The sequence below is a fragment of the Limnothrix sp. HT2024 genome (assembly GCF_059138625.1).
The window spans coordinates 691686-708185 of sequence record NZ_CM181121.1 but is presented as its reverse complement, the minus strand read 5'-3'; the positions used below and the strand labels follow the sequence as shown (position 1 = coordinate 708185).

The following is a 16500-nucleotide window of genomic DNA, read 5'->3' as shown; positions in this document are numbered from 1 at the left end:
CCCTTGCTCCTACGACTACCTGTACCGTTTGGGTTCATTAGGTATTTGAACATCAACGGAAACAAGGGACTTCAGCCCCTTGCTCCTACGACTATCTGTACCTTGCTATTACCCACAGATACTTTCATCCTTCAGGAATTTATCTGTTTAACCAACCACCATTGACGCTCCCGGAACTTGATCTATGAATACCGCAGAATTATTGGTCAAATGTCTTGAAAACGAAGGCGTGCAATATATTTTTGGACTGCCTGGAGAAGAAAATCTCCACTTGTTAGAAGCCATCAGCCAATCTTCAATTCAATTCATCACCACCCGCCATGAACAGGGAGCTGCTTTCATGGCTGATGTTTATGGTCGCTTAACCGGCAAAGCTGGGGTTTGTTTATCCACCTTGGGCCCCGGAGCCACCAACCTGATTACCGGTGTGGCCGATGCCAATTTGGATGGGTCACCGGTCGTGGCGATCGCGGGACAAGTGGGCACCGATCGAATGCATATTGAATCCCATCAATATCTGGATTTGGTGTCAATTTTTGCCCCAATTACCAAGTGGAGCAGCCAAGTTGTTCGCCCCAGCAACACTCCGGAAATTATTCGCAAAGCCTTCAAACGGGCCCAAAGCGAAAAACCCGGCGCTGTTTATATTGACTTGCCAGAAAATATTGCTGCCATGGCCGTAGAAGGCAAACCCTTGGCCACGGATCAGAATGAAAAAACCTTTGCTTCCTTCAGTGCCCTCAATTCAGCCGCAAACCTGATTGCCAAAGCGAAAAATCCCCTGATTTTGGCTGGCAATGGAGCCATTCGGGCCCGGGCCGATCAAGCGGTTACCGAGTTTGCCACCCAATTGCACATTCCGGTGGTCAACACCTTTATGGGCAAGGGCATTATTCCCTACACCCATCCCTTGGCTTTGTGGACAACGGGACTCCAGAAACGAGACTTTATTACCTGTGCGTTTGAAGCTGCCGACTTGATCATTGCGATCGGCTATGACTTGGTGGAATATTCCCCAAAACGCTGGAATCCTCACGGCTCAATTCCAATTATCCATGTGGGGGCAATGCCCGCTGAAATTGATAGTAGCTACATCCCCCAAGTGGAAGTTGTTGGCGATATTTCTGATTCACTGTTGGAGCTGTTGCGACGCACCGATCGCTCCCATCAGCCGGAACCCTTTGCGGTGCAATTGCGGGCTGAAATTCGCGAAGATTATGAACAATACGCGGGCGATCGGGCGTTTCCGATTAAGCCCCAAAAGATTGTTTATGACATTCGGCAAGTGCTGGCCCCCGAAGATATTTTGATTTCCGATGTGGGGGCCCACAAGATGTGGATTGCGCGGAATTACCACTGCGATCGCCCCAACACTTGCCTCATTTCCAATGGGTTTGCAGCCATGGGCATTGCGATCCCGGGAGCCGTCGCTGCCAAGCTGGTTTATCCCGATCGCAAGGTTTTGGCCGTGACTGGTGATGGTGGATTTTTGATGAATTGCCAGGAATTAGAAACAGCCCTGCGCATTGGCACGCCCTTTGTCACGTTGGTTTTCAATGACAGCGGCTATGGACTGATTGAGTGGAAACAGCAGGATGCTTTTGGGCGATCACACTATGTCAAATTCGGTAATCCTGATTTCGTGAAGTTTGCCGAAAGTATGGGACTAAAAGGCTATCGAGTGGAGTCCAATGATGACTTGATGCCGATTTTGAAACAGGCCTTGGCAGACTCTGTACCTGCTGTGATTGATTGCCCCGTGGACTATCAGGAAAATTTCAAATTTTCTCAAAAATCCGGCAATTTACACTGTCCGATCTAACCTGTAATTTCGTCTCCACTCTTTGACTTAATCTTTAACTCAAGGCGATCACCATAATCAGAATCCAGTAGTGTGACAGGCTTAATGCATTGGGTCAAAGTTGCGGAGTCAGTCGTGGTAACAAGGGGCTTAAGCCCCTTGCTGCTCAACGATCAGGTGACGGTAATAGTCATGTAATTTGATCCAGTGAATTAAGGCATCCGCGCTATTAGGATGTGGTGAGCCAATTGCTCAGGGCCGATCGCACCTGCTGCAAGGGTTCTGACCAATCGCCCGGTTTTGCTTGTCGAAATAGCCGCATGGTGGGATACCAAGGAGAATCGGGGCGATCGAGCAGCCACCGCCAATCACAGCGGGCCGGCAACAACACCCAAGTGGACTTGCCCAACCCACCTGCTAAATGCACCACCGAAGTGTCCACCGAGATCAACAAATCAAGCTGCTGACAAATGGCCGCCGTATCCGCAAAGTCCTGAATCCAAGGGCTACAATCCACCAAATTGAAATCTGGAAATTGCCCCATCGAAGGTTGATAATCCTGAGCATTTTTTCCAACTTGTAAGCTATAAAGCATCACTGGAAATTCCTGCAAAGCCTTCAGCAGAAGTTCGCAAGGTAGGGACTTATCCAGATAGATATCATGCAGTTCATCTTCCATTCGATAGCCACTCGCCCAAACGATGCCAATCTTTTTGGGTTTTGCGGGTAATTTCTTGAAAGGTGGCGGCAGTGGCCAGGCAGGATCAACGGTTAGGTAGGGAATTTGGTTGGGAATTGTTGCCCAATCGGTCTTGCATTGGTGGGGCAAACTCAAGAGGGGCGATCGATAGTCTACGCCGGGAAGAATTTGCCCTGGTTCCAATACAGGTAAGACCCGATCGATGGCGGGCAATTGGGCAAAAAGCCGATGCAAAACGGCAGGGCCACTAAACCAAACCCTTGCTCCCCAGCTTGCTAACAAATCCGCATAGCGAATGAATTGCAAAGAATCTCCTAACCCTTGTTCTGCTTGCAAGAGAATGGTGCGGCCATGTAGTGATTCTCCTTGCCATTGGGGATGGGATAATTCCGGCGGTGGTTGCACCGTTGCCCAGCGCCACTCATATTCGCGAAATCCTTCGGTGAGTCGTCCCAGCGCCAAGAGAATATGACTTAGATTCCAATGACTTTTAGCATCGTGAATATTGCATTGAATCGCATTCTGAAAGGCTGAAATTGCTTGCAAATAATCAGCCTTTTTCCAATAAAAATTTCCTAGATTGTAATGATAATTGGCAGCTTGAGGATCGAGAGCAATTGCTTTTTGGTGCGCTGTTTCTGCCTCAGACCATTGCCCCACTGCGGTTAAAGCACAACCCAAATCACTCCAGTAGCTGGCTTGTTGGGAATTCAGGCTCAGGGCATTTTGATAGGCCTGAATTGATGGTTTATAGGCTCGATCGAGATAGGCCGCTTTGCCGAGTCGGGCCCAGGCTTGGGCCAATCGATCGGGCAGTCTTACATCGGGACAGCCCTGAGCGATCGCCCGTTGATAGGCTTGAACTTCTGCCGCAAAATCCTGGCTTTTTTGAGCAATCCAACCGCAGTTGAAATAGGCTTCCCAGCATTGGTGATCTTGGACGATCGCCCATTCATAGCACTGGTGAGCTTGGGCTAATTTTCCCTGCTGGGCCAGTTGATTGCCCAATTGCAAATAGTCACGACTGCTCACCAATTGCGGGTCAAGTTCCAGGGCCCGCCACTGATCGGTTGCAGCTCGTTGAATGTTTCCCAATTGGTGGGCCAGGGCCGATCGCTGCACCCAAAAACTGGCGCGATCGGGAGCTAATTTCAATGCTTGGGCCAAGGCGCGATCGGCTGCGGCCAGTTGACCGGCGGCCCACAAATCCATCGCTAATTGCTGATAGAACTCAGCAGCATTCGGTGTGTGGCACAACCGATCGCGCCATTTCGCAATGATCGAACTCAAAATCACCCCAAAACCAACCCAAGACAGATTTTAGTCTAGGATGGCCGGGGCGCTGAAAATCAGCCATTTGGGCTGATCATGATAGGCCCCAGCTCCAACCGGTGCGATCGCCCCCGGCCCTAGCCCTTCGTTTCTGGCAGCAGGCACTTGTCCGAATCGCAGCCCGCCGGGCCCGCTTCCGCCATTTCGCCCTTGTCATAGCGCCGCAGGGCCTCGTGGAAACTGCTGATCCGCCGCCGCTGGAGCGCCGCATCGTACATTTCCTGATAGGTTTCCCGCGAAATTGGCTCAAAGGGCAACCGGGGGAAGGTTTGCAGATCGTCAAACCGGGCCAGCAACGCCGCTGAGATGTAGCCCTCGTCGTTTTGGATGGCCTGATAGATCCGCCGGCCCAGGAGTTCGATTTCCGGTTCCCGCAGCTCGATCGTGGCGCTGGTGTTGTGGGTGGTGTAGTGGGTTTGCACCTGCATGTAGAAGTCAAACTGAGCCAGAGCGCTGAACTGCTCGATCGCGATCGTGTCCGCCCCCGGCAAGTCCGCCCAAGACACCGCCACCGGAATTTCCACCAGCCACTCAGTGCAGCGCGGATCAAACGGATCATTCAGCAAATTGCCATTTTCATCCTTATCGGACTGGGACGGCACAATACTGTAGCCATAGTCCAGGCAAGCCAGCGCCACCGGGTCGTTTTTGCGGAACGTGATCCGCCGAATGAACCGCGCAGCCTTGGGTGGGTGCCAACCGGGTGAAGCCCCCGTCAACAGCGATTTTGTGCCCGAGGGTTGCACCGTCGTGCAGCGATTGGGCCGGCGCAGACCATGGCGATCGCAGTAATCCCAAACCGTTTGATGGACAATTTCCCGCCAACGGCTGAGGTATTGCCGCTCCTGGTCTTTAAATTCCAAACCTTGCACGCTGTCCGGGCGACCCGCTTCCCACCAGCGCAACCAATCGACCCCAAAGGCTTGCACAAAGAAATCGAACAAACCGGTGAAGGAAACACCCACGATCGGGTCAATCGACCGACTGTATTGGTAGCGCTCTTCTTGGAACCGATGGTTGAGCAAACCCGCTACCGACAAGGCCCCAGCCTTGAAAGCATCCTCTTGGGTTTTGTAATCTTTCGGATCAATTTGATTGAGGTGAATTTCGCTCAGGTTGCACTGGCCGGTCAAAGTGCCACCAAAAACGCCCTTGTGGAACTCTGGCTCATTGAAACAGAAGGTGTCGTGGCGACCATCCAACGGTTCGATCGAGCGAATCACCTGCCATTTCCCCTTAGCGGCCGGTTGATGACCACGGCTGGTATCTACTCGCTGGCAAGGAATGGCGGCACAGTCGGTGATTTGCAAATACCACAAATCTTTCTGACGAACACCTAGGTTAGTCGTTTCTTCCGCCCGGGCCATCAGGTTGATGGAAGAGCGAATGCCGCATTTCAGCAACAACAGATAGATCCGATAGGCGCGATCGTAGCCCGAGAGGTAGAGGCGAACGCCACCGGTCGCCGTTAGGGAACCATCCGCATCAATCAAACCCGCAATGAAGTGCAGAATGGCCTCACGATTCCAGCGGGCGATCGCCTCAAAGGGTTCAGCGGTCTGCTTCAGGTTCCGCACCTGCTCCGGATCAAATTCTCGATCAAAGCCGGTGTAGAGCAAGCAGGGGGTGTCGGGGTTTTCCGCATAGAACCGAGGTTGACCCGATGTGCGACCCGCGATCGCCAATTCCTTCTGGTAGCTCTTGACTCCATAGAGCCGCAGTTGCAGTTGGGGCTTGCCATGGGATTGGCACAGAGAACCATCCCCAACCAATTGCCCGAGGGTGTAGGCCCAAATCGGATCGATCGCCTCACCATCCCGATGGTCAATTTGGAAAGGTTCCGTATGGATGGCGTATTTCAGGTTCGGCAACTGGTCGATCAATTCGGCCGTTGTCCGTTCTTGATAGTCTTTGCCAAAGCGATCTTTGACAAAGAATCGGTGGCCTTCCGTCACATCCAAATGCGTGCCATCCGCAAAATGAACTCGGAAGAGTGCGCGATCGCGACCGGTTAAAATCGGCGTGACAGAACTCCAGCGCCGTCCATTCCAAACTTCCACGGATTGCCCCACCAAGGACTGAATTTCATGCAGTCCATCCCGGGTAATCAGCAGCGTATTCCCGGCAACACAGTGGAAATCAGCGCCTAGGATTTCACCACAGTTGTGAGCCACGAAGCCATTCGCATCAAATCGTGATGGGCCAGGAACTGTACAGTCATAAACTGCTTCAATTCCGTCAGGTGCGATTTCAGCGATCGTGACACTGAAGCGATCGCGATTCAGCTTGCGCTTGTAGTGACTTAATAGCTCGTTGAGCTTGGCTTGTTTCTCTGGTTGCCGGAAGCCGACCCGATCACGAAACTCCGTGAGGTTGTCATTGGCAATCACCAATTCATGTTGCGCTTGGCAGAAGTAAGGAGCCAAGTTGCGATCAGAATCGGGCATCAAACGGACACCGGCTGGCCGACGATTTTGATAGATCGTTGAAACAATGCCAATCCGCAGCAACATCCGCTGAACGGCTTCTAGGGTTGCCAAGTTACTTTGGGCTAAGCGGACGCTAATGCCTTTTTGCTGAGTGCCTTGAACACTGCCATCAGCATCAAATAGTCCCCGCAAGAAGCCGCAGTGAAACTCATAGCTCGATCGCTCAATTTCACCCGTCACCCATTTTTCGCGTCGATGAATTCCAAAGCGATCGGCTAGGGCCGCCAAGCCACTCGAAGCAATTTGATGTAGGTGATGATGGGGATGATAGGAGCCAGCCAAGTTCGCGCCACAGGCAACCGTTTTCTGGAGCGTTGCCACAGCATATTCAGCCATTTCCTGTTGCGAATCACCCCAAAAACGCAGAATTCCTTGATCGCTCCAGCTTGTTTCTGCGAGGGAGCCATCGCCAACCAGGTTTCCGAGCAACCAGCCTTCATCAGAAGTCCCGTGACCCGACCAGGGTTGAATATCACGGTGATTATGAATAGAGAGGCGATCGCCCGGTTGCAAATCTTCAACAGCAGTCCATTCCAAATACTGCCGTTTTTGAGTTTGAGCACTCACGCGCAAGAGTTGGTGGTTTGCAGTCAGTCGCAGCGACAACCCTTCGCGAGTGGTTACTTTGAAGACTGGTTTATCGCCTGTGTAGAAAAAGCCTTCTGCCGTCGTGCTGAAAAGCTCGCCATTGACATAGGTTCCATGCTGTTGACCAATCAGCTCCTTGACCTGGCACGGGCCAAATTCTGTATGTACCCAGGTATCAGCCGTGATGCAAGGATTCAAGCCATAGCGTTGTAGACGATGGGCAGATTCTCGCTCATCAATTTCTGGTGACTTTGCTTTCAGCCACTCTGCACCCTTCTGTTCCTGAAAAGCAGCAATAAACGCTCTCTTTTCATCGGTTCCAGAGATCAAATCGGCATTGCTGCGGGCGATCGCCTCGCCGGCCCATTGAATGGCACCTTCACCGGAATAGAACTGCTTGCGAACCGCGTCAATACACTCCGTTTCTGTTGGTTTGCGATGAAAAACACGGGTATGATTCGCCATCCGAAGTGAGTCGCGATCGGGATCAATTCGCCAATTGCCCGACTCATCTTGCTGCCATAAGTTATCCTTGGCTTTGGCTCCCAGTTCATCATTGCTGTTGAATTGCCGCATTCCGGCACTTCTTCTTATGTTGCCTGCAACAATTGTGACAGCCGCTTCGTCGATAAGTAAGCAGCATTCCACCGAGGTGAGTTGCCGACCGATCGCCCGGTTCAAGATGCGAGTCACCCGATCGTAGAGTTCCGGCAGCTTGATCGGGTTAGCCACGCCGCCGAAGCCCCGGAGCGTTTCCCCAGCCGGCCGCACGTTGCTGAGGTCGATCGCCACTTGCACTTCGCCATCAAAGCGCTCATCGCTGCACAGATCCAGCAAGGTTTGGTAAGACTTCACCCAGCCCTGGCGACTGTCGCCCACCACCACACGCACCGCGTTGCCAACGATATCCACCGTTGTTTCCTGCAAGCGTTGACCCACCGGAACCGTACCCAGCTCGCCCGTCACCGTCACGGTGATTGAGTTGCGCACTGGCGGGAGTTGTTCAATGTAGCGCGGTTCCAGCACGCCGCCCGTGCCACAGCCCATCATTGCCAAGTCCATCATCAGCCCGAAGGCTTTCCAGTCGATGACATTGGTGCTGGTGCAGTTGTAGGCTCCTGAAAAGTTTTGCGGGTTTTCGAGCCAGTCCGTGCCCCCAACCCACAGCCAACGCCCGGACGGCAGCGCCACAATCCGCTTCTGCATTCGATCGAGCAGGCTCGCTTCCTGATCGGAAAGATTGCCCAACTTGACCAAGCCGCGCAGGGTGCGATCGGTCGTTTGCTGCCACGATTCCCGCTCCCCGTCCATCCGACGGCTGTAGGTGCGGTAAAACACCGGGTAGGCGGTGGGGGCGTGGTCAGGGAAATCGACGGGTTGCTGCTGAGCGCGGTTCAGTTCTTGCACCATGGGATTGGCTGTGAACAACAGTTGAGACGACACGAAAGACCGCTGGTCATCGATCAACGCAACATGTAGCGTTGATCGATGACCAGCCGATCCAATAAACACCAAATCTGGGTGACTTGCAAATGATTGTTACCGGAATGACGGCGAATCCGCAATCAAAATGGGCTAGGTAGGATGCACAGCACGATAAATCAACCACCCGATCGCCAATCCAACCACAGCCGCCAACGTTAGCCAAACAACCGTCAATGCTTTGCGGCCTCCCAGGTCATCAGCCGCGAATCCCGGGAGCATACCCAAGCTTAGGGGCCAACTCCCCCACCACAGCACTGCGAACAGCAATCCATAACCACTCACTAACTCCCACGATCCGCGCCATAGCACCACCCCAGCCCCAGCGATCGTCCAGGCAACGGCCACTGCACCCACAGCCAGCATCAAAGCCGCCATCAAGATGTCGTATACAGCTTTCGAGGTTCGATCGTTAGGAACAAATGTAAGACTCGGCGAGAATCTGGCTGCAAGCCTAAATAGATGGCCGAACACATCGCCAACCACCTTCGTTCCCGTCACAGATCCAGCCCAAGACCAAGCCCCAGCCCAGGCCATAACTGCTACAAAAGCCAACCACCCAAGCCATGTTAGTTGGGTCGCTGAGGCGCTAACACCAATGCCAATAATGGTGTACGAAATCATGCAACCCAATAGCCATTTTGTAGCGATCGCCATTTAACCGATCTCCGGGGTTCAGCGTCATCTCGCTTGCCATTGTCCGCGACTGCATCCCCTCGATTATGCCCTGTCAACCGCTCTGGGTCAGCCCAGGGGCGATCGCTATAATCGGTCTATTCCCAGGCGATCGCCCGAGGCCAGCCATGACCCTCACGCAACCGCGACCCACCCCCGAATCCTCCGCCTCATCCCCTTGGACAGATGCCGCCTTCATGGCGCTGCCCAATGACGGCCATCGCTACGAAATCGTCAATCATCAACTCATTGATCTGGGAAACTCCGGTGCTTTACATGGCTATATTTGCAGCACCTTGATCATTTTATTGGGGAGTTATATTCGGAGCCAAAAACCGGGATTGCTGTTTGATTCCAGTACTGGCTTCAAGATGCAAAATGGCAACACCCGATCGCCTGATTTAGCCTTTTTTTGCCAAAAACCGACTTCAAGGATTTACCACCCTTCCCACCGGATTTCTCGAAGGCGCACCCGACTTAGCCGTAGAAGTATTATTGCCAGGATTATCGCCAGGAAACACCGTTGAAGAAATTGACGGGAAAATCACGGAATATTTTGCTAACGGCACAAGGTTAATGTGGGTGATTAATCCAAAGCAGCGCTATATTTTGGTTTATCGATCGCCCCAAGAACCCGATCGCCTGCTTAAAACAGCCGATCGCCTCGATGGTGAAGCGATCATTCCAGGTTTCAGCCTCCCGATCGCTGAATTAGTTCAAGAACTTGATTTTTAATGGCTTTGGATAGCCATATTGCCCTGCATGATGCAGCATTTGTCCCAAGGGGTTTTGAATGCTTGGATGACCTGTCCGCGACAGTTTCAACATCTTTATTTGGATTGCTTACTGTTGCCGGCCAATCCCCACCAACAGGAACGAATGGTTTGGGGAAGTCGGTTCCATTGGTTGATGCAACAATCCATTCAGAATCATGGAGCGGAATGCAAGCTCACTGAATTGGGGGCTGAATCGGCGGCCGAGATGTCCTTGGTTTTGCAGGCAGGAGAGGATGCGGAAGCCCAAGCGCTCCATCAAGCGGTCGATCGCACTTGGGATAGCCTGCGCCAGTGGTGGGATCAATCGGGAGCCAGCGATTGGAAACTGGATGCGGAACATCGCCGCACTTTGGCAATGGGTGATCACTTGCTCACTGTGGTGTATGACCTGTTGGCGACGCGGCCCACGGAAGCGCAGATTTTTGACTGGAAAACTCACGCCCAACCCCTGTCGCGCGATCGACTGCAAGAGGATTGGCAAACCCGTTTGTATCTTTTTGTGTTGGCGGAAACGAGCCATTTACCGCCCGATCGCCTGACCATGAGCTATTGGTTTGTGCGATCGCCAGCCGCTTCAACCGCTGCCAACGGGCCAGAGTTGGCTTACGAAACGTTTGCATACAGCGCAGATTGGCATCAAGCAACTCGGGCGCAATTGCTGGAGATGTCCCAGGCGATTGACTCATCAATTACCACCTACCACGGGGGGCAGGCGCTGCCGCAATTGCCGGCCCACAGCCCCGCCTGTCGATCGTGTGCCTTTGCCAGCCGTTGCGGCCGATCGACCTCGGTGGCGGAATCGGCCGTGGCGGCTTTGCCTTGGACGTTGACGGAATCGCTCGATCGCCTGTGGGATGCGATCGAGGAAATCCCGATTTGAATTGGATTTTAGAATTAGCTTTTGGAATTAACTTTTGAAATTTTTTGGAATTTGCTGCCAACCGATCGCGCCTGAGTTGGGTCTGAGTTGGGTCTGATCTGCCCTGGCCCCAATCTACTCAGGGCCGTTAGCTGCGTCCCGATTTGACAGCCTGGGAGCCGCTCGATACGGTAGAAGAAAGGCTCGAAGCCTCAAACCCGCCGCCGGATCCTTGGTTTCGGCCCGGGGCATCAATGAAATTTGGGGAAATTTGGGAATTTAACATTTCCCCAAGCTTCCCCCCCTATTTCCTTTAGCTGGTGTGAGTGGTTGCGTCCCATGGATGTGAAATTGATTTTGGCGGTGTTGACCGGTTTGTTTACGGTGGCTTGCCTGTTTTTTGGCACGCGCAACGGGTTCTACGACACGGATAACTATCACGGCAACGGTTCGGCTCACTAACGAAGGGCGATCGGCCCGGTGGCGGCCGATCGATCAAGGAACCCAAACCTGTGACCGAGCTAGAGTGCTTGCCCTATGCCGTGGGCCATGGGGGCGAAGGGATGTGCCTGGTGGTGCGATTGGGAACCCATCGCGTCATGTTGGACTGTGGCTTGCGGAGCCTGTCGCCCCTTTTGGGTGAAGGGTGGGATCATCCAAACCCCATCCGACCGCGATCGGGAATAGTGGGTTGGGGCCGAATGCCGGCCGATTGGGTGGTTTGCAGCCATGCCCACCGCGATCACGCGCGCGGGTTGCTGAAGCTCCATGAGCAGTTCCCCCATTTGCCAATTTTTGCCAGTGGCGAAACGGCCCAATTGTTGCCCACCAACTGGCTCGATCGCCCTTTGGAGTCGATTCCGCTGTTTTGCCAGGCCCTTCCTTGGCGATCGCCTGTGGCCTTGGCGGATGATTTGACGGTGGAGTTGTTGCCCGCTGGTCATTTGCCGGGAGCAGCCCTCACCCTGTTGCGATACCAGTCCCGGGCCGAATCTCGCAGCAATCGATCGCGCGAATATTGCGTGGCCTATAGTGGCGATTTTTTTCTGTCCAATGGCCGGTTGGTGGAAGGAATGCCCCTCACGGAGGTGCGCGGCCTTGCGCCAGATGTGTTGATCGTGGAGGGATCCTACGGGGTGGCCCGTCGATCGCGTCGTCGCCGCCAGGAAAATGATCTAGCGGATCAGGTTAGCCAAGCCCTGGCCCAGGGGCGATCGGTGCTGTTGCCCGTGCCGCTGCTGGGTCTGGGCCAAGAGCTGTTGATGCTGTTACGCAGCCACCACTACTTCACAGGGCGCGAATTCACCATTTGGGTCGATCGCCAGGTGGCGGCCGGCTGTGATGCCTATTTGGCAATTCTTGATCGATTGCCGGAGTCGGTGCAGAATTTTGCCCGCCATCAAAACCTGTTTTGGGACGATCGGGTGCGGCCGCTGGTGCGGCGGCTGTCGAGCGATCAAAACGGGCCCGATCTGGCGTTGGAAGGCCCCTGCCTGCTGTTGGTGGATGATGATTTGCCCGTGGCCCAACTGTGCGATCGCTTCTGTCAGACGGGACGTTGGTTGGTGTCTGTGCAGGCGGCTGCGGGTGGCCGGTTGGAATCCGAACCCCTCCGCAGCCCTAATGAGGGCGATCGGATTCTTTACAGCACCTACGAGCTGTCGGAACATTCGGACGGCTTGGGCACGCTGCAACTGATCCACAACATGCGCCCCCAGCATGTGGTGTTTGTCCATGGGGGCATTGACCATTTGGCGGGCTTGGCTGCCCTGGATGAACTCAATAGCCGCTACCAAATCCATTGCCCCAGTGCGGGCGCTGCTTTGGAGTTGCCGATCGGGGAAAGCTTTGCCCAACCGGCCGCCCCGATCGAGCGATACGAAGGAGAAATCAGCACCGGAGAAGGAGCCGCCACGGTTCATCTGCCCGATGCGATCGTCCATAGCCCCCGCTGGAAAGCCTTTGCGGAAACGGGGTTGGTGGAAGTCCGTTGGCAGGGGGCGGATTTGGTGTTGCGGGGCATGTCCCCTCGGGAAGTGCTCGATCGCAACACCGCCTGGCCCGACACACCGGACTTGATCTGTTGCCAAACTTGCCAGTTTTATCGGGGGCAACATTGCCGAAATCCCGCCTCTCCTCTGGCCGATCGGCGCGTGGCCCCCGATGGTTGTTGCCCGGTCTATGCCAGCAACAGCGATCGACAGCCTACCTAAGCACAGTCCACCTAAACAACGTTTGCACTGGGCTAGGGGCCGGCATTTCGGTTAGTTCAAGCTCATGGTAATCAGACCCTGTTGCCCCAGCAGCACTTCACGCAACAGGCTGACTAACCCAACCCAAATGATTGGGCTGATGTCCACACCGCCGATCGGGGGGACGATCGCGCGAGTCACCTTCAAAAAGGGTTCCGTCGGAGCCACCGCCAACTTAAAGGGCAGCTTTTGGGCATCCACCTGGGGATACCAAGTCAGCACGATTCGGACAATGAACAACAAAATGAACAGACCCAACAGCAGGCTCAGGGCCCACGATCCAATCACAACGGTACTCATGCCGAACTTGGGGTAGAAATTGAGAAGGGCGGGCGATCGGCCTTGGGGGAATGGCTAGCGCAAAATCTGGCTCAGAGGGCAGGGCCCGGCCCAGATGCCACCCAACCCCGCTCGGAGATAGTCAGCCGCCGCACGGATGATCGTAAAGCTTGGCGGATCAATCTGGGAAATTCTCAATTCCGCTGGGGCGACAGAGCGCCGATCGGGCGATAAAATACAACCCTAGAGCCAATTGTGCGTTTTCAATCCGAGGATAACTATGACTGCTTCTTTGGCGAATTTCCTGTGGAGCCTGCTCTTGGGAGCCGTAATTGTGGTGCTGCCGATTACCGTTGGCTTGATCGTCATCAGCCAGAACGACAAGGTAAAACGCACTTTCTAAGGTTGCTTGTCGTGTCGCTCAACCCCTGTGGTTGGGATAGCCTCGGCGCGATCGCCCGCAAAGGACGGCGGTTCCGGTAACCCCATCGGAGCCGCCGTTCGTCGTTAGAATAAACCCGTAACGTTCTTGAGGGACGATGGTTAACGTTGGCTTTAGCTGGGGCAGCCTCATCGGCATCATCCTCGCGGTGGCGGGCGCTGCACTCTATTTCATTCGATCGTACAAGCCAGGACTGGCCCGCGATTACGACATCTTTTTCGCGGCGGTGGGTCTGCTGTGCGGTGGCATTCTGTTTTTTAATAGCTGGCGGCTGGATCCGATTCTGCAATTCAGCCAATTCCTGTTGGCAGGGTCAGCCATCTTTTTCGCTTACGAAAGTATTCGGTTGCGGAATGTGACCACGGAGCAGGCCAAGCGCACCGCGCCCTTGGTCGATGACGATCGGCCCGTGAGTCGGGTGTATCGGGCGGAACTGGATGACATGGAGCCGATCGAACGCCAGCCCTACAATCGCCGGATTCGGGGCAGCGACGACAGCCGCGACAGCCGCGCCGCCGAGGAGTATGGCAGCCGACCGCGCGATGGCCGTGAAGTCCGTGACAGCCGTGATGGTCGTGATGGTGGGTATGATGCACCGCCACGCCGCCGACCGCCGACCCAACGCCCCCCACGCGATGACCGCGATTCCTTTGGCGGCCCCAGTGCCGGAGCTAGCCCCGATAGTGGTGTTCCGCGCAAGCGTCGGCCCGCCCAGCGCCCGCCCAACCGCCCCGAAACGGGAGCTGATTGGAGCGAGCCGCCCGTGAGCCGATCGAGCCGTCGCCCCGCTGTTGACCCCACCCGAGTTGACCCTGCACGGGTTGAACCCACTCGATCGGAGGAATCTTGGGGCGAAGATCGCTGGGAACAGCCCGATCGGCCCCCTCGCAGTCGGCGCGATCGACCCAGTAGCCCCGAGGATCGCGCTCCCACTCGCAAGCGTCGTTCTGGCGCGGCTCCCCTGGCCGATGAGCCACCGGTCAGCCGCACCAACTACGTTGACGAACCGCCCGCCCGCAAAAGCAGCTACAGCGATAGCTATGCCGCAGAGGTGGAACCCGCCGATAGCTACGTGTCCTATCAACCGATCGACCCGGAACCCACCGAAGAAGATTGGGATCGCTACGCCGACCAGGCCAGCAGTCGTCCGCCCCTGGATCTGAGTCCCAAGGACGAGGAAGGGGATGGCTCCCTGGGCAACAACCGTGACTCGGAAGCCCGTTTTTCCGATGGTAACGGCGGCGATCGCTACGAAGACGACTTCGATCGCCCCGTTAAGTTTGAACGCTAACCTCCAGCGAAACTTCCCCTAAACGCCCTTGTCCGTTTTGCGATCGTCCCTCAGATTGGGTCAACGGGCCCTAAGCCGGAGCGCGGTTGTTCTCAGCACAGCCGCGCTCCTGGTTGCTTGTGGCAACGGAGCCAACCTCAACATTCCCCTCACCCTCAATTCCCGCTATGCCGATGAGCAGCCCAGTCTCAGCGGCGATGGGCGGATGTTGGCCTTTGTGTCCAACCGAGGGGGCAGCCGCCAGATTTTGCTATTTGACTTGCAGCAGCGCCGCTTCATTGAGCTGCCTCGGTTGAACCGCCGAGACGCGATCGCCGAGCAACCCAGCCTCAGCCAAACCGGTCGCTATTTGGTTTACCTGGCCAGCGACTATGCCCGCCCGGAGGTTGAGCTATACGATCGGGCAACGGGCCAGGTTCAAGTGCTCACCCAGGGCTATCGCGGTTGGGTACGATCGCCCCGCATCAGTCCCGATGGTCGCTTTATTGTGTTTGAAAGCGGGGCCCGAGGTCAGTGGGATATTGAAGTGCTCGATCGGGGAACCAACATCGAACTGGATTTACCAGAAGGCCAGCCCCAACCCAGCACGGAACCCTAGAACTTCTCAGCTCCTAACCGTTGAATTGGCCCTACAGGTTTGGGTCTGAGATTCTGGTTGAAGATTTGGATTGAAGATGCCGGTTAAAGATTCTGGTTGAAGATTTGGAGAGAAACTCTTGGGTGAAGCTCTGGGCTGAAATGGGGTTCTAGACCTGGGTTTGCTGGCGTTGAATTTCGTACAACAGAAGCGCCGCCGTCACTGACACATTCAGGGACTCAACCCCCGGCGCAAGGGGAATGCGCACAGCCGTGTCTGCTTCAGCAATTAGCTCCGGAGAAAGACCCGCGCCCTCGTTGCCCAACAACACCATCACGGGCGATCGCAAATCCGCCTCCCAATAGCTGAGATCGGTCGTGGGCAGCGTGGCCACGATTTTGAAACCCTGTTGCTTCAGGTCGCGCACGGTCGATCGCAAATCTTCCGCCGCCTGCATCGGCATTCGGAACCACTGACCCGCCGTTGAGCGCAGCACCTTGGGATGATCCAGATCAACGCTGTCGTCGCTTAACCAAATTTGATCACAACCGGCCGCCGCCGCTGCCCGCACGATCGTGCCCAGGTTCCCCGGATCCTGAAGCCGTTCTAAGCCCAAGGCAATTTGGAGCGATCGCTGAGGGGCGATCGGGCAACGCTGGGCCACCGCCACCACCCCGTCCGGGTTCACCGTGGTGGCAATCGCTTGGAGCACTGGTTCGGCCACCAGCTCGATCGGGGCGTGGGCCGCCGCCCGTGCAAAATCCACTGGATATTTTTCTTGCCAGGCGGGTGTGCAACAAACAAAATCGAGGGAATAATCCACTGCAATTGCTTCTTGCAACAGATGAGTTCCCTCGATTAAGAATTGATTTTCTTCGCGTCTTCCCTTGGCTTGATGAAGCTTTTTAAGCTGCTTAACCAGTGGATTTTTGACGCTTGTAATCATGTTGGCGTTTA

The 16500-nt window shown here is 55.1% G+C and carries 11 protein-coding genes and 2 pseudogenes; 8 read left to right on the top strand and 5 right to left on the bottom strand.

What is annotated here, in order from left to right:
• The first annotated feature begins 184 nt into the window (after positions 1 to 184).
• Positions 185 to 1822 carry an acetolactate synthase large subunit gene (locus tag AC2IAX_RS02970; RefSeq protein ID WP_494389257.1) on the top strand — a complete coding sequence of 546 codons (1638 nt, stop codon included), beginning with the start codon at positions 185 to 187 and terminating at the stop codon, positions 1820 to 1822.
• 208 nt (positions 1823 to 2030) lie between these two features.
• Here AC2IAX_RS02970 and AC2IAX_RS02965 read toward each other — a convergent pair whose 3' ends face one another.
• From AC2IAX_RS02965 to AC2IAX_RS02955, 3 genes are all read right to left on the bottom strand, one after another.
• Positions 2031 to 3791 carry a tetratricopeptide repeat protein gene (locus AC2IAX_RS02965; RefSeq protein ID WP_494389256.1) on the bottom strand — a complete coding sequence of 587 codons (1761 nt, stop codon included), beginning with the start codon at positions 3789 to 3791 and terminating at the stop codon, positions 2031 to 2033.
• A 119-nt stretch (positions 3792 to 3910) separates the two neighbouring features.
• Positions 3911 to 8320: a ribonucleoside-triphosphate reductase, adenosylcobalamin-dependent gene (gene nrdJ / locus AC2IAX_RS02960; RefSeq protein WP_494390264.1), complete on the bottom strand. Its 4410-nt coding sequence runs from the start codon at positions 8318 to 8320 to the stop codon at positions 3911 to 3913.
• Positions 8321 to 8485: 165 nt separating this feature from the next.
• Positions 8486 to 8770, bottom strand: coding sequence for a hypothetical protein (locus tag AC2IAX_RS02955; protein ID WP_494389255.1), 285 nt, complete (start codon positions 8768 to 8770; stop codon positions 8486 to 8488).
• Between the two features lie 425 nt (positions 8771 to 9195).
• Here AC2IAX_RS02955 and AC2IAX_RS02950 point away from each other — a divergent pair.
• The 4 genes and pseudogenes from AC2IAX_RS02950 (at position 9196) to AC2IAX_RS02935 (ending at position 12915) form a co-directional block, all read left to right on the top strand.
• Positions 9196 to 9802: pseudogene (locus AC2IAX_RS02950) on the top strand (Uma2 family endonuclease).
• Positions 9803 to 9829: 27 nt separating this feature from the next.
• The gene (locus AC2IAX_RS02945; protein WP_494389254.1) at positions 9830 to 10723 is read left to right on the top strand and encodes a PD-(D/E)XK nuclease family protein; all 894 of its coding nucleotides are present in this window, start codon (positions 9830 to 9832) and stop codon (positions 10721 to 10723) included.
• A gap of 318 nt (positions 10724 to 11041) precedes the next feature.
• A complete protein-coding gene (locus tag AC2IAX_RS02940; RefSeq protein WP_099533167.1) occupies positions 11042 to 11164 on the top strand; it encodes a DUF8629 family protein in 123 nt (40 codons plus the stop codon).
• Between the two features lie 50 nt (positions 11165 to 11214).
• Positions 11215 to 12915 carry an MBL fold metallo-hydrolase gene (locus AC2IAX_RS02935; protein WP_494389253.1) on the top strand — a complete coding sequence of 567 codons (1701 nt, stop codon included), beginning with the start codon at positions 11215 to 11217 and terminating at the stop codon, positions 12913 to 12915.
• A gap of 51 nt (positions 12916 to 12966) precedes the next feature.
• On the opposite strand, the gene AC2IAX_RS02930 is transcribed toward AC2IAX_RS02935, so the two are convergent.
• Positions 12967 to 13254, bottom strand: coding sequence for a YggT family protein (locus AC2IAX_RS02930; protein ID WP_099533166.1), 288 nt, complete (start codon positions 13252 to 13254; stop codon positions 12967 to 12969).
• 259 nt (positions 13255 to 13513) lie between these two features.
• On the opposite strand from AC2IAX_RS02930, the gene psbX reads away from it, so the two are divergent.
• The 3 genes and pseudogenes from psbX to AC2IAX_RS02915 all read left to right on the top strand — a co-directional run bounded on the left by psbX (position 13514) and on the right by AC2IAX_RS02915 (position 15564).
• Positions 13514 to 13636 carry a photosystem II reaction center X protein gene (gene psbX, locus AC2IAX_RS02925; RefSeq protein WP_099533165.1) on the top strand — a complete coding sequence of 41 codons (123 nt, stop codon included), beginning with the start codon at positions 13514 to 13516 and terminating at the stop codon, positions 13634 to 13636.
• A 136-nt stretch (positions 13637 to 13772) separates the two neighbouring features.
• A pseudogene (locus AC2IAX_RS02920) lies at positions 13773 to 14351 on the top strand (Ycf66 family protein); the annotation flags it as partial.
• 643 nt (positions 14352 to 14994) lie between these two features.
• A complete protein-coding gene (locus AC2IAX_RS02915; RefSeq protein WP_494389252.1) occupies positions 14995 to 15564 on the top strand; it encodes a TolB family protein in 570 nt (189 codons plus the stop codon).
• Between the two features lie 148 nt (positions 15565 to 15712).
• Here the strand turns inward: AC2IAX_RS02915 and AC2IAX_RS02910 are convergent, their stop codons facing one another.
• Complete coding sequence (locus tag AC2IAX_RS02910; RefSeq protein ID WP_494389251.1) at positions 15713 to 16489, bottom strand: TrmH family RNA methyltransferase; 777 nt, start codon at positions 16487 to 16489, stop codon at positions 15713 to 15715.
• Between the last annotated feature and the right edge of the window lie 11 nt (positions 16490 to 16500).